Source organism: Streptosporangium sp. DT93, assembly GCF_049844535.1.
In the GTDB taxonomy this organism is placed as follows: Bacteria; Actinomycetota; Actinomycetes; order Streptosporangiales; family Streptosporangiaceae; genus Streptosporangium.
In genome coordinates, this window is record NZ_JBNCLF010000007.1 from 190,587 (window position 1) to 208,283 (window position 17,697).

Here is a 17,697-nt window from a genome sequence, read left to right on the forward strand (position 1 = left end):
CGTATCAAAGTTTTCAGGCTGGCCGAAAAGAATCTCTCACCTCCGGCGCCTGATGCTTGATCATCAGATGGCGGGTCACCGAGTACTCCCCGACCGCCTCCTGGCTCATGTCCTTGCCGAACCCGCTGCCCTTGACCCCGCCGTGCGGCGCCTCCGAGGCGATGGGCAGGTGGTCGTTCACCCAGGTCACGCCGACGTCCAGGCGGTGCGAGACGCGCAGCGCCCTGGCCACGTCACCGGACCAGACCGAGGAGGCCAGCCCGTAGGGGGTGTCGTTGGCGAGGCGCACCGCCTCGTCCTCCCCGTCGAAGGGCAGGGCGACCAGGACAGGACCGAAAAGCTCGCCCTGGACGATCTCGCTGTCCTGGGCGGCCCCGGCCACCAGCGTGGGCGGGTAGTAGAAGCCGGGCCCCTCAGGAAGCGCGCCGCCGCACAGCACCGAGGTGCCCCGCGCGCGGGCGCGCTCGACGAACCCGTGCACGCGCTCGCGGTGACCGGCCGAGATCAGCGGCCCGATGTCGGACGCCGGGTCCCACGGATCGCCCGGCCGGACGCGCTCCAGCGTCGCGCGCAACGCCTCGACCGCCTCGTCGTAGATCCCGCGGGAGATGTAGACGCGCGTCGCGGCCGTGCAGTCCTGGCCGGTGTTGTAGGTGGCGCCCATCGCCACGCCCGTGGCCATCGCGGCCAGGTCGGCGTCGTCGAACACCAGCGCGGGGGCCTTGCCGCCGAGCTCCAGGTGGACCCGCTTGAGCGAGCCCGCCGCGCCGCGCATCACGGCCCGGCCGGTCTCGGTGGAGCCGGTGACGCTCACCATGTCCACGCCGGGATCGGTGACGAGCGCCTGGCCCACCTCGGCGTCGCCCAGCACGACCTGCAGCAGCCCGTCGGGCGCCCCGGCGCGGGCGAACAGCTCCGCCAGCCGCAGCGTGGTGCCCGGCGTCTGCGGCGCGGGCTTGATCACCACGGCGTTCCCGGCGGCGAGCGCCGGGCCGATCTTCCACACCGCCATCACCAGGGGGAAGTTCCACGGGGCGATCGAGCCGACGACGCCGACCGGGCGGCGCACCATGACCGAGGTGTAGCCGGCGCTGAACACACCCGCCCCGGTGCCGTCCTGCGAGCGGGCCGCCCCGGCGAAGAAGCGCAGGTTGTCCGCGGCGAACGGCAGCTCGCCGTCGCGGAAGACCGCGGCGGGCTTGCCGGTCTCGGCGACCTCCAGCCGGGTGAGCTCCTCGGCGTCGGCCTCGACGAGGTCGGCGAAGCGCAGCAGCACCCTGGCCCGCTCGGCCGGGATCCTCGCGCCCCACTCCTCGAACGCGGCGCGTGCCCGCCGCACCGCCGCGGCCACCTCGGCGACCGGGGTGTCGGCCGCGCGCGGCAGCGCCTCGCCGGTCGCCGGGTTGATCAACGTACCCATGGGGCCTCTTCCGTGGTGGTGGGGCGAGGGGGCGTCAGGCGCCGGCCCGCTCGATCAGGTCGGCGGCCCTGCGCAGGCCGTCGCGCCCGCGGATCTCCGCACCCGCGGCGGCGAGGCGCTCGCGCAGCGCGGTGTCGCCCAGCAGGCGCTCCAGCGCGCCGGTCAGCTCCTCGTCGGCGAAGGCGTAGGTGGCCAGGCGCACGCCGTAGCCGAGCTCGTGGACGCGCTGGGCGTTGTCGTACTGGTCCCAGAAGAGCGGCAGCAGGATCATCGGCTTGCCGAAGTGCAGCGCCTCGGTCACGGTGTTGTTGCCGCCGTGCGTGATGACCAGGTCGACCATGGGGATGATCGTGGTCTGCGGCACGAACTCGGCGCCCCACATGTTCCCGGCGAGCCTGATCTCCTCGTGCAGCGGGCCCATGGAGACGATGAAGCGGTACGGGGTGGTCGCCAGCACGTCGATCACCCGCTGCATCAGCGAGACGTCCGCCGAGCCGAGCGAGCCCAGCGAGAAGTAGACCAGCGCGCCCTCACGGCCGGCCAGCGAGGCGGGCAGCTCGAACTCCCCCTCGGTCTCGCGGACCGAGGAGTCCAGCCGGTGCCAGGTGGCGCCCAGCGGCCGGGCGCCCGTGTAGTCGAGGATCTCGGGGAAGACGTACAGGTTGAGGTCGCCCTCGTGGATGAAGTCCAGGTCGGGCAGGGGCGGCGCGCCCTGGGCGACGACCCACTCGTCGAAGGCGGTCCAGATCTCGCGGTGGGTGCGGTCGTACTCGGCGGAGAAGGCCGCCCACTGCGAGCGGTCGCCGGCGGGAAGCCCGGAGAAGACCGGGGCCACGCCCTCGCCGCGCACCTCCAGCGGGTTGCACGAGACGATCCGCACGAACGGCTTGCCGGCCGTCAGCAGCGCCGGGAACGTGATGACGTTGTCCTCGACGACGACGTCCGGGCGGACGCGCTCGATGATCTCCTTCAGCCGGGGCTCGCAGTATTTGACGCCGTCGACGAGGGCGTCCCAGATCGGCTTGGTGACCGTCTCCAGCTGCTCCAGCGTGGACCTGCGGTACTCGGGGGCGGTGTCCCTGATGAAGTCCTTCCAGAACTGCCCGGCGTCCTGTTCCTCCTCCGACGGCGGCGCGAGGTCGACCAGGTCCTCCTCGAATCCGAGCGCCTCCAGTTTCCCCTTCCACGAGGCCTCGGCCGCGAACACGACCCGGTGCCCGCGCCGGCGAAGAATGTCGCCGATGCCGATGCAGTTGTTCGTCGGCCCGTAGGCACTCTCCGGCATGAACAGGATCGTGAGTGACATCACGCCTCCTTGCGTCTGGGGGTTTACGGCTTTGTGAAGAACGGTGTAATTCCCGGGTGGCAAAAACCCTGGGGAAGGGTCACTATGGACCCCGGCACAGAGCGTGGTCTTCGAAGAGCGGGGAAGCATGACGCGTAAGGGACGGGCGGACAGGCGCCTGGATCTCATCGCGGCCGCACACCGCGCGATCATCAGGCACGGCACCGAGGGAGTGCACCTCACCCACGTCGCCGAGGAGGCCGGGCTCACCTCCGGAGCCGTCCTCTACCACTACCCCCGCCTCAGCGAGCTGCTGGTCGACGCCCACCACGCCGGCATGGAGCGCTTCTACGAGCAGAGGCTCAAGCGGATCGCCGGGATGCGCGACCCCGCGGAGAAACTCGTGGTCACCGTCCGCTCCGGGCTGCCGCACGGACCGGACGACCCGGACGTGCGGCTGCTCAACGAGCTCGGCGGCGCCGCGTCCCGCAACAGGATGTACGCGCTCCTGCTGACCACCCTCTACGACCGCCAGGTCTCGCTCTACCAGAGCATCCTCGACACCGGCACCGCCCTGGGGACCTTCTCGCTGTCCGGCGAGTGCCTGACCGTCGCCCGCAACCTGGTCGCGCTGGAGGACGCCTACGGCTACCGCATAACGGCCCGCCATCCGGTGATCGGCCCGCAGGAGGCGGCGGACCTCATCCTCGACTACGCCAGGACCGCGACGGGCCACCCGCTCACGTCGTCTCATTGAGGGATCAGCACCCCGTCCGCCTCCGCCCAGCCGAGCGCCACCGGCGAGCCCGCGCGGGCCCGGGTGGCCCCCTGCACGGCCACCAGGACCGGCGCCGGACGCCCGGCGACCAGGACCGACACGTGCGAGACGCCGCCGTAGAAGCTCACGTCGACGACCTCGCCGCGCAGCACCCCCTGGGCGCCCAGCCTCAGGCGCTCGGGACGCACGGCGAGCAGCGCGGGCGTGCCGTCGGGCAGCGTGGACACGCCGGGCAGGACGCCGAGGCCGTCCGCGGCCAGCCCCGCCGGGCAGGCCCGGCCCGCGAAGAGGTTGTTGGCGCCGACGAAACCGGCGACGAACGGGGTGCGCGGGCGCTCGTACAGCTCGACCGGGGCGTCCACCTGCTCGACCCGCCCGGTGTCGAAGACCGCGATCCGGTCGGCCAGCGACATGGCCTCCTCCTGGTCGTGGGTGACCACGACGAAGGTGATGCCGACCTCGTCCTGCAGCCGCTTGAGCTCCAGCTGCATCTCCGCGCGCACCTTCTTGTCCAGCGCCGACAGGGGCTCGTCCAGCAGCAGCAGGCGCGGGCGCTTGACGATCGCGCGGGCCAGCGCGACCCGCTGCCGCTGGCCGCCCGACAGCTGCTGCGGCCTGCGACCGGCCGTCGCGCCGAGGCCGACCTTCTCCAGCACCTCGCCGACCCTGCGGCGCACCTCGGAGCGGTCCAACCGCTCCCGCTCCAGGCCGTAGGCGACGTTCTTGGCCACGGTCATGTGCGGGAACAGCGCGTACGACTGGAACATCAGGTTGACCGGGCGGCGGTGGGCCGGCCTGGCGAGCAGGTCCTCGCCGTCGAGCGTGACGGTCCCCTCGTCGGGCGACTCGAAGCCCGCCAGGATCCGCAGCAGCGTCGTCTTGCCGCACCCGCTGGGGCCCAGCAGCGCGAAGAACTCACCCTGCCGGATCTCCAGGGAGACGTCCGACAGGGCCGTGACGTCGCCGAACCGGCGGCCGACTCCCGTGATCTTCAGCATCAGGACAGGGACTCCGTCAGTCGGGTCATCCGCTGGGCCACGATCACCACGGTGAAGCTCACCAGCAGCAGCAGCGTGGCCAGCGCGTTGATCTCGGGGGTGACCCCGAAGCGGACCATTGAGTAGATGACGATGGGCAGGGTCGGCGTGGTGGGGGCCGCCGTGAAGAACGCGATGACGAACTCGTCGACGGACAGCGTGAACGCCAGCAGCGCACCTGCCACGATGCCCGGCGCGAGCTGCGGCAGCGTGACGCGGGCGAACGTGGTCAGCGGGGTGGCGCCCAGGTCCCTGGACGCCTCCTCCAGGGAGGTGTCGGCGTGGGTGAGCCGGGTGCGGACCACCGCGGTGACGAACGCCGTGCCGAACACGGTGTGCGCCAGCAGCACCGAGTGCAGGCCCAGGGTCGAGCGGATCGTGGCGTAGAAGACCAGCAGGCCGATGCCGAGCACCAGGTCCGGCAGGACCGCGGGCAGCATGCCGAGCGCGTCCAGCGCCCGCGACCGGGTGTGGCGGACCAGGCCCACGGCCAGCAGGGTGCCCAGCACCGTGGCCAGCGCGGTGGAGCCCGCGGCCACGATCAGCGTGTTGACCAGGCCCTCGCGGATCCTCTCGTTCTGGGCGAGCACGCCGTACCAGTCGAGGCTGAACCCCTCGTAGACGTAGGGGGACTCCCCGGCGTTGAACGACATCGCCACCAGCACGACGATCGGCGTGTACAGGAAGACGTACGACACCCAGAAGGGCACGTACAGCAGACGGGATCTACGCACGTCGGGCACTCCAGGCCTGCAGCAGCAGCAGGACGACCAGCACGGCCAGCAGCGCCAGTACCAGGGTGGACCCGAACGGCCAGTCGCGCGCCTTGAGGAACTGGTCCCTGATCAGGTTGCCGACCATGATGGAACGGCCGCCGCCGAGCAGCTCGGGGATGATGAAGTTGCCGAAGCTCGGCACGAACACGAACAGGCAGCCGGTGACGACGCCGGGCAGGGTCAGCGGCAGCGTCACCGAGGCGAACGTGCGCGCCGGCGAGGCGCCGAGGTTGGCCGAGGCCTCGCGGAGCTGCGGGTCCAGCCGCTCGATCGCCGCGTACAGCGGCAGCACCATCAGCGGCAGATAGGAGTAGACCAGGCCGACGACGATCGTGCCCTGGTTGTAGAGCAGCTCCAGCGGACGCTCGATCAGCCCCAGGTCCAGCAGCACGCCGTTGACCAGCCCGGGGCCGCTCAGCAGGACGATCCAGGCGTAGATGCGGATCAGGAAGTTCGTCCAGAACGGCAGCACGATCGCGACCAGCGCGACGGTCTTCCACCTGCCCGGCAACCGGGCGATGAGGTAGGCCGTCGGGTAGCCGAGCAGCAGGGTGATCAGCGTGGCGATGCCGGCCAGCTTCAGCGAGCCGAGCAGCACCTCCAGGTAGAGGGGGTCGATCAGCCGGGTGAAGTTCTCCCCGGTCACCTCGTAGACGATCCCGCCGAAACGGCCCCTGCGGAACAGCGTGAAGCCGATCAGCAGCGCCAGCGGGACCAGCAGCAGGACGATCAGGTACGTCAGGCCGGGCCCCAGGAAGACGAGTCTCCCCAGGGCGCGCGAACGGCGCGCCCGTGACCTCACGGACGCGCCGGAAACGGTGGAACGTGTCACTGCTTGGTCGCGACCTCGGTCGCGAGCCTGGTGAACTTCGCCGAGTCCTCGCCCAGGTCGATGATCGACTCACCCTTGAGCAGGTCGGAGGGGGTCATCTGGAGCGGGGCGTTGTCGGCCTTGAGCTTGGCGTCCATCGCGTCCATGGCGGCCTTGTTCGGGACCTTGTAGAGGATGTTCTCCGCGGCCCAGCCGTGCACCTTCGGGTCCAGGATGTAGTTGACGAAGGCGTGCGCCGCCTCCTTGTTCTTGGAGGACTTCAGCACGACCATGGTGTCCACCCACAGGTCGCTGCCCTCCTGGGGCACCGTGAACTTGATGTTCTTCTCGGTGGTCGGGCACCAGCCGTCCCACGCCTCGACCATCACGGCCTCGCCGCTCTTGAGCTTGTCGCCGAACGTCGTGTCGTCGTAGCCCAGCAGCTTCGGCTTGGCCTCCAGCAGCTTGGCCTTCACCTTGGCGATCTCGTCGTCGTTCCTGGTGTTGACCGAGTAGCCCAGCGCCTTGATGGCGGGCAGGGCAAGCCAGCGCTCGGTGGTCATCATGGTGACCTTCCTGAGCGCCTCGGCCGGAGGGTCGAGAAGATCGTTCCAACTCTTCGGCGGCGTCTTCACCAGGTCGGTCCGGTAGCAGATGCCGGTGGTGCCCCAGGTGTAGGGGACCGAGAAGACGTTGCCCTTGTCGTAGGAGAGTTCCTTGGCCTCGGGGTAGAGGTTCGCGAGGTTGGGGATCAGCTCGGGGTGCAGCGGCTCCAGCAGGCCGGCCTCGTTGAGGGCCTGGGCGTACTGGCCGGAGACGAAGGCCACGTCGAGGCCGGTGTCGGCCCCGCTGGTCAGCTTCGCCATGATCGTCTCGTTGGTGTCGTGGAGCGTCACCTTGAGGTCGGTCTTGAGCTTGCTCTTGACCTCGGCCGCCAGCTCCTTGGGCGTGTAGCCGTCCCAGACGGAGATGGTGAGGCTCTGCTTGGACAGGTCGGCGTTGGGGTCGAGCTGCGCGGACGAGGCGTTCGCGGCGGGGGCCGCGGCGGTGTCGGCGGACTCCCCGCCACAGGCCGAGATCGCGAGTGCGAGGCCGGCGGCCAGGGCGGCGGCCGGAAGACGACGGATGTGAGTGCGGGGCACGGCCGCTACTCCTTAAGAATTCAGACAAATGGGGCAGACCGGCCGTGTGGGGGCACGGCAGACCAAAGCAGGAGTGTTGCAGCCAACATTAACGTGAGCAAGACTGACACCGACATCAGCCCAGGAAAGTTTGGTCCGTTTGTTAAATCCACCTTCAATCTGGGACGGACTGGACACGGTCCCCGAGGCCGGCGACGGACGGACCGCCGCCCTGCTCGACGCTCTGACCTGCGAGGAGACCGGAACGTTCGCCGTACGGCACTTCCGGCCGCTCCCCGTCGCGACCCACGAGCGTCTTTCAATCGACACTCAATCGTCATCGGCCCATCGGGGCCTCGCAGCGGCCGGATCTACTGAACGGAGCTTCAATGTCGATCAGACCAACCGGTCCGTGGTCGTCGGCGAGCGGGTGGTGGTCAAGTGGCTCACCCCTCCCGCGCCGTTCCCCCAGCCGGCGCCCGAGGTGTTCGCGCACCTGACCGCGACCGGTTTCACCGCGACCGCCACGCCGTACGCGTCCGTCTCGCGCCGCGCCGCCGACGGCTCCGAGTCGCTGGTGGCCCTGGTCACCGCCTACCTGCCCGAGGCGGTGGACGGCTGGGAGTGGTGCGTGGACGAGGCCGTCGCGGGCACCACCGCCTTCGCCTCCGACCTGGGCGCCCTCGCCGCCGAACTGCACGCGGCGATGGCGACCCCCTCGCCGGTCATCCCCGCCCCGGTACGGCACGCCGCGCCCGTACCCGCCGGTGAGAGGAGCGCCTGGTGGCTCCGGGCGGACGAGGCGCTGCGGGAGGCGCTGGCCCTGACCGGCGGCGAGGACGGCGACTGGCTGGCGTCCCGCGCGGGCGCGCTCCGCGCGGGCCTGGCCCCCCTGGCCTCCCCCGCCTCCGGCTCCGCCCCGGACGTCACCGGGGGCACCGCCTCCCCCGGCACCGGATCTTTGATCCGCATCCACGGTGACCTGCACGTCGGCCAGGTGCTCCGCTGGCGGGACGGGTACGCGGTGATCGACTTCGACGGGAACCCGACCGTCACCGGCGCCGACCCCTTCCAGCCCGCCGCCCGCGACCTCGCCCAGCTCACCACGAGCGTCGAGCACGCCGGCCAGGTCGCGATCCTGCGCCGCGACGCCTCCCCGTCGGAGATCGCCGGATGGTCCGCCGCGTCCCGCGCCCTCCTGGAGGACGCCTACCTGGCGCGGCTGACCGCGCTGGGGCACGCCGCCCTGCTGGACCGTTCCCTGACGGCCGCGTTCGAGATCGAGCAGGAGTGCCGCGAGCTGGTCTACGCCGCCCGGCACCTGCCCCGCTGGCGCTACGCCCCGATGGGCGTGCTGCGCTCCCGATACCCGTGAACGGCGCCCCCGGCGCCCCCGGCGCCCTCGGCCTCGTCGGCTTCACCGGCTCTTCAGGCTCTTCAGGCTCTTCAGAAGCTCACCCGTCCCCGCGCCCCGGCGCGACCCGCACCCGCGTACTCCGGCGCCCGCGTCCGGCACCCGCGTTCCCGACGAAGGAGAGCACGTGATCCCCGACCTCTACCTCGCCGACCTGGAGGCCAAGCCCGCCGCGCTGGCCGCCCTGGCCGACGCCCTGGCGGCGGGCGACCCGTTCTCGGCGATCCCCGTGCCGGTCCGGCGGGTGCTCCTGCTGGGCATGGGCAGCTCCCGCTACGCCGCCCGGGTGGCCGCGCTGCGGATGCGGGCGGCGGGGGTGGACGCGGTGGCCGAGTACGCCTCCGCCGCGTCGTCGTACCCGCCCGGTCCCGGGACGCTGGTGGTCGCGATCTCCGCCACCGGCGGCAGCCGGGAGACCCTGGACGCGGTCGCCCGCCACCGGGGCCGCTCCTTCGTGCTCGCGCTGACCAACGCCCCGGACTCGCCCGTCACCGAGGGCGCCGACCTGGTGGTGCCGATGCTCGCGGGCGAGGAGCGCGGCGGCGTGTCCTGCCGGACCTTCCAGCACACCCTGGCCCTGCTCCTGGCGCTCACCGCCCGCCTCACCGCCCACCCCACAGCTCAGGCCGGCCTCACACCGGACGCCTCCACCGCGCGAAACGGCCTCACCGCTCAGAGCGACCTCACACCGGACGACCCCACAGCCCGAAGCGGCCTCGCCACTCCCGGCCGGGACGTGCCCGGCCTGCTGCTGCGTACCGCCGAGGCCACCACCGACCTGCTCGACCGGCGCGCGGAGTGGCTGGAGGGGGCGGCGGCCCTGCTCGACGGCCCGCACGGCGTCTACACGATCGCCCCGGCCGAGCGCCTGTCCTCCGCCGAGCAGTCGGCCCTGATGGTCCGTGAGGGCCCGCGCAGGCCCGCCGACGCGTGCGAGACCGGCGACTGGGCCCACGTGGACGTCTACCTCACCAAGACGCTCGACTACCGCGCGATCCTGTTCCCCGGCTCCCGGTACGACGAGCAGGCCATGGACTGGATCCGGCAGCGGGGCTCGACCGTCCTGACCGTCGGCGGCGACCTGCCCGGCGGCGCGGCCTCGGTCCGCTACCGGCACGACGACGACCCCGAGGTCGCGCTGCTGACCGAGACGCTGGTGGCCGAGCTCGTCGCGGCCCGCTGGTGGCTCACCCCGAACTGACGCACCGACGCACCGACACACCGACACACCGAGACGGGACGGGGCGGGACGGGGCGGGACGGGGCGGGACGGGGCGGGACGGGGCGGGACGGGGCGGGACGGGGCGGGACGACGGGCGGGCCTGCCGGCGCGCGGCCCGGCGCTCGGTCCGGTGTGAGCCCGGCCGGGCCCGCGCGGCCGTCAGAGCCGGTCGAGGCCGCCCAGGACGCGCTCCAGCACGGCGGGCCCCGGCCGGCCCGCGTCCAGACGGGGACGATGGACCCGTACCAGCCCCTCGGCCTCCATGTCGGAGACCAGGACGCGGGCGACGCCCAGGGGGACGCCCAGCAGCGCGGAGATCTCCACCACCGAGTGGATCCGCCGGCACAGGTCACTGATCAGGCGGTACTCCCGGACGTAGGACAGGCCGAGCCGGTCGGCGGTCGCGGTCGAGACCAGCGCCTCCATGGCGAGCCCGCCGCTGGGGACGGTGCGCCCGCCGGTCACGGCGTACATGCGGACCAGCGAGCTCTCCTCCTCGACCGCCTCCCCGTACGCCGGCACGCGGCCGTAGGGGACCCTCCGCCCGGTCGCCTCCCTGTCACCGCCGTCGCCGCCCCCGTGCCCGTCCCCGTCCTCCCGGCCGTCACCCCGCACGGTCGTCCCTCCCGGCCTCGGAACGGTCGTTCTCCATCGACTCGAAGATCGGCAGGAAGTCGTCCTCCCGTTCCGGCGGCGGGGCCTGCGCCCCGGCCGACGGCGCGCCGCCCGCCGCGGGCCCTCCCGGGAAGGGCTCCGGCGCCCACGCGGAGCAGGAACCCACCGGTGCGGAGAGCGGCGGGCCGGAAACGTACGGCGACGGCGACGGCGACGGCGGACCGGCCACGCCCGCCGGGAGGGGGACCACTCCCGCGGGCAGGTTCCCGACGGTGGCGAGGCCGCCCGGCGGCGGTGCGGCGGGCGGGTGGACGAGCAGCGACTCCGGGATCAGGACCATCGCGGTCACCCCCGAGTCCTGGGGATGCAGCCGGACGCCGATGCCGTGCCTGCGGGCGAGGCGGCCGACCACGAACAGGCCCATGTGCCGGGCGACCGAGGCGTCGGCGTCCTGCGGACCGGCCAGCCGCAGGTTGACGCGGGAGATCTCCTCCCGGGTCAGGCCGATGCCCTGGTCGGCCACCGAGACCATCACGCCGCCGCCGCCGATCCGGTTCGCGGACACCGTGACGCGGGTGTCCGTCCGCGAGAACGAGAGCGCGTTCTCCACCAGCTCGGCGAGGAGGTGGACCACGTCGCTCACCGCGGGACCGGCCACCGCGACCTCCGACCGGACCCGGTTCGTCACCCTGTCGTAGCTCTCCACCTCCGACAGCGCGGCCCTGACCACGTCCACGAGCTCGACCGGCTGCCTCCGGCGGCGCGCCACCTCGTGCCCGGCCAGGACGAGCAGGTTCTCGCCGTTGCGGCGCATCCTGGTGGCGAGGTGGTCGAGCTCGAACAGGTCGGCGAGCCGCTGGTCGTCGCGCTCGCCGCGTTCGAGCCGCTCGACCAGGCCGAGCTGGCGCTCCACCAGGGTCTGGCTCCGCCGGGAGAGGCTGACGAACATCGCGTTCACGGTGTGGCGCAGCCTGGCCTCGTCCCCCGCCAGCCGCACGGCCTGCCGGTGGACCTCGTCGAACGCCCGGGCGACCTCGCCGATCTCGTCGCGGCCCGGCACGCCGATCGGCTCCACGTCCGCGACGACCTCGCCGTCGCGCGACTCGCGGACCCTGCGGACGTACGCGGGCAGCCGCTCCCCCGCGACCTCCAGCGCCTCGCCGCGAAGACGCCGCAGCGGCCCGACGAGGGAACGTGCCACCCCGGCGGTGATCGCCAGTACGAGGGCCAGCAGGATCGCGACGGCCGTGGCGACCAGCAGCGCGTGGTCCCGCTCGGCGTCGCCGAGCCGCCGGCCGCGCGCCGCGATGTCCTGGGCGTGCAGCCTCTCCATCTCGCGCATGGAGTCGACGACGGCGGTGGCCGCGCCGTACCACGCCTCGGCCCGCTCTCCGGCCCGCGTTTCGGCGCCGTTCCCGCGTGCCGGGCCGGGTCCGCTCAGCGAGGCCCCGGAGGTCGCGCGGAGCAGGAGCGGCTCGCGCAGGGCCTCGGCCCGGCCGGTGACACGGCCGTTGACGGACGCCTCGAACAGCTCCCGGTCACGGGGGGTGGCCTCGGCGGCGAAGACCTCGCGCTCCTCGCGCTCGGCGGAGACAGCCCCGAGGAACCGCTCCAGCCGCTCCCGGTCGAGCCGTCCGTCGACCAGCGCCACGGTCAGCAGCGCCCGCTGGAGCGAGACGGCCTCCTTGGCGCGGGCGAGCGCGTCCAGGGCCAGCGCCTGCCCGAACAGGACGTCGTCGCCGCCCTTGCCGAGTTCCCCGTACACGGAGAGCAGATCGGCGACGACCGCGCCGTAGGCCACGACGACCGCGTCGGGTGACGCGGCCGGGCTCAGGGCCTGCGCGCGCAGCGTGCGGAGATCGTCCAGGCGGGCGATCGCGGTCCGGATCTCGTCACGGGTGCGGCCCCCGGCCTCCGCGGCGAGCAGGGTGCCGGTGTCGCGGACGTGCCGGGCCGCGTCGTCGACCAGCTCCGCCCTCACCCGCATCCGCTCCAGGTCGCCCACCGGACGGCCGAGGGCGACGAACCAGGCGGTGTTGTCACGTTCCTCGGCCAGCACCTGGGTGAGCGCGCCGATGTGACCGCAGAGCAGGGCCAGGTCGCTGATCCGCCGGTAGCCGTCGGCGGCGCGCGTCGAGGCGAGCACCTGGAGGGCGGCGAGCAGCACGGCGGCCAGCGTGGGCACCAGGATGAGCGCGACGAGCCTACGGCGCACCCGCCAGTTCCGCGGGCGCAGGCTTGCGCCCACGTCGTGGATCGTGTGTCCGCTCACCGAACGCTGCCTCTCGGTGGATCAACCTCCTGGCCGAATGTGCATGGTTACCGGTAATTCGAGCACATATCGACCCATGGGGCCAAGCGAACTCAGACCGATAAATAGGCGTTCACCGTGAAATACTGATACGTTCTCGCAGGTCAGAGCGGACATAAATGGCTATTTTGGCCATCCTAATTCTGCGATGAGGTCTTTTGAGAATGGAGGGACCGTTAATCCCTCCCCGTACTCCGGGGAACGTACCCGCCTTCGGCGGATCACAACGGTGAATCGTTCACCCCACTCGGGGACATCCCTTCGAGCCGGGCGGGCCCGCCCCCTCCCGGAGACTCCGCGTCCCGCGCCGCCCCGCCCCGGACCGGCGTCGCCCTAGACCGACGTCCCGTACGCCGTGCGGGCCCGCAGCACGTGCTCGACCAGGGTGATCAGCGTGCCCTTGACGGACTCCCGGGAACGGGCGTCGGTCCGCACGATCGGAACGTGCGGGGCCAGCGTCAGCGCCTCGCGCGCCTCGTCCTCGTCGTGGGGGAACTCCCCGTTCCAGCCGTTGATGCCGACGACGAAGGGAAGCCTGGCCTCCTCGAAGTAGTCGATCGCCGGGAAACCGTCGGCCAGCCGCCGCGTGTCGATCAGGACCACCGCGCCGATCGCGCCGCGCACCAGGTCGTCCCACATGAACCAGAACCGGTGCTGACCCGGCGTGCCGAACAGGTACAGGATCAGGTCGCGGTCCAGCGAGACGCGGCCGAAGTCCATCGCCACCGTGGTCGTCGTCTTGTGCGGCGTCAGCCCCAGGTCGTCGATCCCGGCGCTGGCGTCGGTCATGACCGCCTCGGTGGTCAGCGGCACGATCTCCGACACCGACCCGACGAACGTGGTCTTGCCGACACCGAACCCGCCCGCGACAACGATCTTTGTCGACGTCAGGCCACCCTGGTTAGAGCCTGCGAAGTCCACTGAGCACCCTTTCGAGCATGTTGAGATCCGGTCGTCCCTCGTCGAGATGCGGCTGATGGATACGGACGAAACCCTCGTCGACCATATCCGCCACCAGCACGCGGGCCACGCCGAGCGGAACCCTCAGCAGCGCCGATATCTCGGCGACCGACCGGTACGAGCGACAGAGTCTGATAATGGCATCCTGCTCCGGTGTGAGCAGGGCCAGATCCCCCTCCATGATGAAGGAGGAGGACACCAGCGTCTCGATCGCCAGGTGGAAGCGGGGCTCGGACCTGCCACCGGTGACGGCGTACGGGCGGAACAGGGGCTCGTCGTCCGCGCCCGTGTCACCCCCGGGCACGGGCCCGCCCCGGCAGCGGGCCGGAGGCGTTCACCACCGGTCCCGGTTCGACTGCAACTCGGCGCGGAGCACCGGGGTGAGCACCTGCCCGGCCCGCTCGACCAGCAGCGTCATCTGGTACGCCACCAGGCCCATGTCACAGTCGGGCGAGGCCAGCACGGCGAGGCAGGAACCGTCGCTGATGGCCATCACCAGCAGCAGGCCACGCTCCATCTCCACCACGGTCTGGGTGACCGCTCCCCCCTCGAACACCCGGGAGGCCCCCACGGTCAGGCTGAGCAGGCCGGCCGCGACGGCGGCGAGCTGGTCGGCCCTGTCCGCCGGGAACCCCTCCGAGCTCGCGATCCTCAGCCCGTCGGCGGAGACGCACACCGCGTGCGCGACACCGGGCGTGCCGCGGACGAACTCGGTGATCAACCAGTCGAACCTGCGCGCCTCATGACTCAGGGTCGTCACGAGCCCTCCTCCTTCTCCCCCGGTCGCCCGGTGGCGGTCTCGACCACTTCGGCACGGCCTCGCCGTACACCTTGCTGGAAACTCGACAGGCGGCTGCGCACCCTGTCGGGCGAGAGCGACGGTACGGGAGAGGACGGCGCCGCCGCCGTTCCCGGCACCAGGTTCGCCCGGGGGGTGCGCCTGGGCAGGCCCGCCGCGGTGATGCCGCCGAGCGAGGGGTCGCTCGCCGCCCGCGCGGCCTGCCAGCCCGCGTCGGCGGGGGTAATCCACGCGTCCTGGCCGTCGTCCGCCCGCACCGGCCCGCGTGCCGTCCCGGACGGCAGGTCGTAGGCGGTGCCGGACGACAGGTCATGGGCCGTCCCGGACGACGGGTCCTGCGCCGGCACACCGGACACCGGGGTCGCCTCCCCCTCCTCGCCCGGCACCGTCCCGGAACCGGCCTCCGCCCCGGAGACAGCGTCCGCCCCGGCGGACGGGTCCTCCGCCGGCCGTGCCGCACCCTCCCCCTCCGCACCCTCCCCTTCTGCCCGCTCACCCGGCTCGCCCGCCCGGCGGAACCAGGCCGACTCGATCGAGGCGAAGATGGGCAGGTACTCCTCCTGCTCGGCGTCGAACGGGGAGACGCTCGCCGTCGGCAGCGCCTCGACGCCCTCGCGGTACGCGTACGGATCGACCGGCCCCGGGACGTGCCCGGTCCCCTCCCCACCACCGTTGGAGCCGTTGGAGCCGTTGGAGCCGTTGACCCCGTTGGCCCTGCGCCTGGGCAGGGGCGGGCCGTCGCCCGCCGGGCCCGCGGGAGCCGCCCATCCCCGGGGCGTGTGCTCGGCGGGCAGCGGAACCTGTCCGAACGAGGGGGCACCCGGCGACGACGCCCGCTCGAACGAGTCCTGCCCGAACGACGACCGCCCGTCCGAGGCCCCCCGGTCCGGGGGCGGCTCGTACGACGGCTGCCCGAGGGGCCGCTCGTACGAGGGCTGCCCGAACGGCCGCTCGTACGAGAGCTCCCCGAACGACGGCCGCCCGAACGAGGACCGCTCGTACGACGACTGCCCGGACGAGCCCTGCGCCGGCCCGGCGAGCGCTCCCACCCGCGCCTGGGACGCGAGGTCGCGCGACAGGTCCGGCTCCGCCCCCCAGGACGGGGTGTTCGCCGGCCGGACCTCCTGGATCACGATCTCCGAGGGGAACAGCACCATGGCGACAGTGCCGCCGCCCTCCTGCGGCCGTAGCTGGACCCGGATGCCGTGCCGCAGGGCCAGGCGGCCGACCACGAACAGGCCCATCCGCCGCGACACCGAGACGTCGACGACGGGCGGGTCGGCCAGGCGGCGGTTGACCTCGAAGAACTCCTCCCGCGTCATGCCGATGCCGGGGTCGCTGACCGCGAGCAGCGCGCCACCCCCCTCGATCATGCTGCTGGAGACCGTGATCGGGCTCTCCTTCGGCGAGAACTGGATGGCGTTCTCCACCAGCTCGGCGACCAGGTGGACGACGTCGTTGGCCGCGGGACCCGTGATCGAGATCGTCCGGTGCACCTTGACCTGGACCCGCTCGTACCCCTCGACCTCCGACAGCGAGGCGCGGACCACGTCGACGAGCACGGCCGGCCGGCTGCGCCTGCGGGCGGGCTCGTGACCGGCGAGGACCAGGAGGTTCTCGGAGTTGCGGCGCATCCGGGTGGCCAGGTGGTCGAGGCGGAACAGGTCGGCCAGCCGGCCGCCGTTCTCCTCGCCCTTCTCCAGCCCGTCGATCAGGGAGATCTGACGCTCGACCAGGGTCTGCGTACGGCGCGACAGGTTGACGAACATGGCGCTGATGTTGGAGCGGAGCTCGGACTCCTCGGCGGCCAGCCGGACCGCCTGCCGGTGGACCTCGTCGAAGGCGCGCGCGACCTCGCCGATCTCGGCGTCGGTCCCGACCGAGATGGGGGCGACGTCGGGCGTCCGCGTCTCGCCGGAGAGCCGCAGGTGGCGTACGGCGTCGGGAAGCCGGAAGCCGGCCACCTCCAGCGCCTCGGCCCGCAGGCGGCGCAGCGGCGTCACCATCGAGCGGGCGATGACGATCGTCAGTCCGAGGACCAGCAGGAGCAGCAGCAGGATCAGGGCGGAGGTGACGATCGCGTCGCGCTGCTCGGTCTCCTCCAGCGTGCGTGCCCGGACGACCACGGCGGCGGCGACCTCGGCCTCGACCTTCCGCATCCGCTCCAGGATCGTGGTGTTGTCCGCGAACCACTGCCTGACGTCGTCGAAGTCCGAGAGCAGCCGCCCGGTGTAGGCGGGGTTCCCGGCGAGCGCGATCGCCCTGGCCTTGGTCAGCTCGGCCCGGTGCACCCGCTCGTCGATCAGCGTGGAGGCCAGGAGCCTGCTGTAGGTGGGGCTCGCCTCGACGCCGAAGTCCGCCGTGAACTCCTCCATGCGGGAGCGGGAGGCGATGAACTTCTCGATCTCCCGGGAGTCGACCAGCGAGGGCGCGTAGTACCCGGCCAGCAGGCGGACGCGCTGCCGGGAGACCTCCTCCTTGGCGTACGCCAGCGCGCTGAGCGCGCGGGTGTTGCCGATGATCTCCGGGTCGTCGCTGACCAGCGTGAGCTCCTCGTGAAGCCGGAGCAGCGGGGAGATCATGAAACTGTATCGTTCCAAACGGGCCGTGCCCGACTGCCCGCGCAGTTCCGCCAGGCCCCCGAGCTGGCGCGTCACGTCCCTGGCCGCCTCGACGACGCGGGGCCCGTAGGAGTCGTCGATGGTCGCCAGGGCCGGCAGCGCCTTCCCGGCCAGCGCGTCCACGGCCCTGCGCTGGGCCTCCGCGTTCGCCTTCAGGCTCGCACCGGAGGACTGGAAGGACGCCCAGGCCCCCTTGTCGCGTTCCGCCCCGAGCGCCTGGGCGAGAGCGCGGACGGTGTCGGAGTGCTCCGCGGCGGCGGCGGTCCTGCGGTATCCGGACACGCCCTCGACGGAGGCCACCACGCGCGTGCCGGCGAGTACGACGCCCACCGCGGTCGGCACCAGGATCAGGGCCGCGAGGCGTGAGCGCACCCGCCAGTTCCTCAGCCCGAAACGGGCGGCGAACCGTCCGCCACGACCGGATGTCGCGGACGGCTCGAAGGGCTCAGATGTATCGGATGCATCGGATGTCGCCGTCGCCACCGCTCTCGCCACTCCTCAATCACGACGCAAGTGGACAATATGAG

The 17,697-nt window shown here is 72.3% G+C and carries 14 protein-coding genes and 1 pseudogene; 3 read left to right on the plus strand and 12 right to left on the minus strand.

What is annotated here, in order from left to right:
* Positions 1-13: 13 nt before the first annotated feature.
* A pseudogene (locus ACLQ2R_RS17850) lies at positions 14-1,423 on the minus strand (aminobutyraldehyde dehydrogenase); the annotation flags it as partial.
* Positions 1,424-1,454: 31 nt separating this feature from the next.
* Positions 1,455-2,726 (minus strand): glycosyltransferase, encoded by a 1,272-nt coding sequence (locus ACLQ2R_RS17855; RefSeq protein ID WP_425960886.1) that lies wholly within the window; start codon positions 2,724-2,726, stop codon positions 1,455-1,457.
* Positions 2,727-2,853: 127 nt separating this feature from the next.
* On the opposite strand from ACLQ2R_RS17855, the gene ACLQ2R_RS17860 reads away from it, so the two are divergent.
* Positions 2,854-3,462 (plus strand): TetR/AcrR family transcriptional regulator, encoded by a 609-nt coding sequence (locus ACLQ2R_RS17860; RefSeq protein WP_425960888.1) that lies wholly within the window; start codon positions 2,854-2,856, stop codon positions 3,460-3,462.
* On the opposite strand, the gene ACLQ2R_RS17865 is transcribed toward ACLQ2R_RS17860, so the two are convergent.
* From ACLQ2R_RS17865 to ACLQ2R_RS17880, 4 genes are read right to left on the minus strand one after another with little or no spacing between them, the layout of a single operon-like run.
* Complete coding sequence (locus ACLQ2R_RS17865; protein ID WP_425960890.1) at positions 3,456-4,481, minus strand: ABC transporter ATP-binding protein; 1,026 nt, start codon at positions 4,479-4,481, stop codon at positions 3,456-3,458. The genes ACLQ2R_RS17860 and ACLQ2R_RS17865 overlap by 7 nt on opposite strands.
* Positions 4,481-5,254 carry an ABC transporter permease gene (locus tag ACLQ2R_RS17870; protein ID WP_425960892.1) on the minus strand — a complete coding sequence of 258 codons (774 nt, stop codon included), beginning with the start codon at positions 5,252-5,254 and terminating at the stop codon, positions 4,481-4,483. Before ACLQ2R_RS17870 ends, ACLQ2R_RS17865 begins: the two co-directional genes overlap by 1 nt.
* Positions 5,247-6,098: an ABC transporter permease gene (locus ACLQ2R_RS17875; protein ID WP_425960894.1), complete on the minus strand. Its 852-nt coding sequence runs from the start codon at positions 6,096-6,098 to the stop codon at positions 5,247-5,249. The genes ACLQ2R_RS17870 and ACLQ2R_RS17875 overlap by 8 nt, the downstream gene beginning before the upstream one ends.
* Before the next feature lie 26 nt (positions 6,099-6,124).
* Positions 6,125-7,249: a polyamine ABC transporter substrate-binding protein gene (locus ACLQ2R_RS17880; protein WP_425960896.1), complete on the minus strand. Its 1,125-nt coding sequence runs from the start codon at positions 7,247-7,249 to the stop codon at positions 6,125-6,127.
* 391 nt (positions 7,250-7,640) lie between these two features.
* On the opposite strand from ACLQ2R_RS17880, the gene ACLQ2R_RS17885 reads away from it, so the two are divergent.
* Positions 7,641-8,603: a hypothetical protein gene (locus ACLQ2R_RS17885; RefSeq protein WP_425960898.1), complete on the plus strand. Its 963-nt coding sequence runs from the start codon at positions 7,641-7,643 to the stop codon at positions 8,601-8,603.
* Positions 8,604-8,769: 166 nt separating this feature from the next.
* Positions 8,770-9,843, plus strand: coding sequence for an SIS domain-containing protein (locus tag ACLQ2R_RS17890; RefSeq protein ID WP_425960900.1), 1,074 nt, complete (start codon positions 8,770-8,772; stop codon positions 9,841-9,843).
* Positions 9,844-10,023: 180 nt separating this feature from the next.
* Here ACLQ2R_RS17890 and ACLQ2R_RS17895 read toward each other — a convergent pair whose 3' ends face one another.
* The 6 genes from ACLQ2R_RS17895 to ACLQ2R_RS17920 form a co-directional block, all read right to left on the minus strand.
* Positions 10,024-10,479 carry a DUF742 domain-containing protein gene (locus tag ACLQ2R_RS17895; protein ID WP_425960902.1) on the minus strand — a complete coding sequence of 152 codons (456 nt, stop codon included), beginning with the start codon at positions 10,477-10,479 and terminating at the stop codon, positions 10,024-10,026.
* Positions 10,469-12,751, minus strand: a complete 2,283-nt coding sequence (locus ACLQ2R_RS17900) for a nitrate- and nitrite sensing domain-containing protein (protein WP_425960904.1) — start codon at positions 12,749-12,751, stop codon at positions 10,469-10,471. Before ACLQ2R_RS17900 ends, ACLQ2R_RS17895 begins: the two co-directional genes overlap by 11 nt.
* A 372-nt stretch (positions 12,752-13,123) precedes the next feature.
* Positions 13,124-13,681, minus strand: a complete 558-nt coding sequence (locus ACLQ2R_RS17905) for a GTP-binding protein (protein ID WP_425961155.1) — start codon at positions 13,679-13,681, stop codon at positions 13,124-13,126.
* A gap of 10 nt (positions 13,682-13,691) precedes the next feature.
* A complete protein-coding gene (locus ACLQ2R_RS17910) occupies positions 13,692-14,054 on the minus strand; it encodes a DUF742 domain-containing protein (RefSeq protein ID WP_425960906.1) in 363 nt (120 codons plus the stop codon).
* Between the two features lie 30 nt (positions 14,055-14,084).
* Complete coding sequence (locus tag ACLQ2R_RS17915) at positions 14,085-14,510, minus strand: roadblock/LC7 domain-containing protein (protein WP_425960908.1); 426 nt, start codon at positions 14,508-14,510, stop codon at positions 14,085-14,087.
* Positions 14,507-17,542 (minus strand): sensor histidine kinase, encoded by a 3,036-nt coding sequence (locus tag ACLQ2R_RS17920; protein ID WP_425960910.1) that lies wholly within the window; start codon positions 17,540-17,542, stop codon positions 14,507-14,509. The genes ACLQ2R_RS17915 and ACLQ2R_RS17920 overlap by 4 nt, the downstream gene beginning before the upstream one ends.
* Positions 17,543-17,697: the final 155 nt, after the last annotated feature.

Excerpts from the sequence above, each read along its gene's own strand:
- ACLQ2R_RS17855 (WP_425960886.1), bottom strand. The coding sequence starts at position 2,726 with ATGTCACTCACGATCCTGTTCATGCCGGAGAGTGCCTACGGGCCGACG.
- ACLQ2R_RS17860 (WP_425960888.1), top strand. The coding sequence starts at position 2,854 with ATGACGCGTAAGGGACGGGCGGACAGGCGCCTGGATCTCATCGCGGCC.
- ACLQ2R_RS17865 (WP_425960890.1), bottom strand. The coding sequence starts at position 4,481 with ATGCTGAAGATCACGGGAGTCGGCCGCCGGTTCGGCGACGTCACGGCC.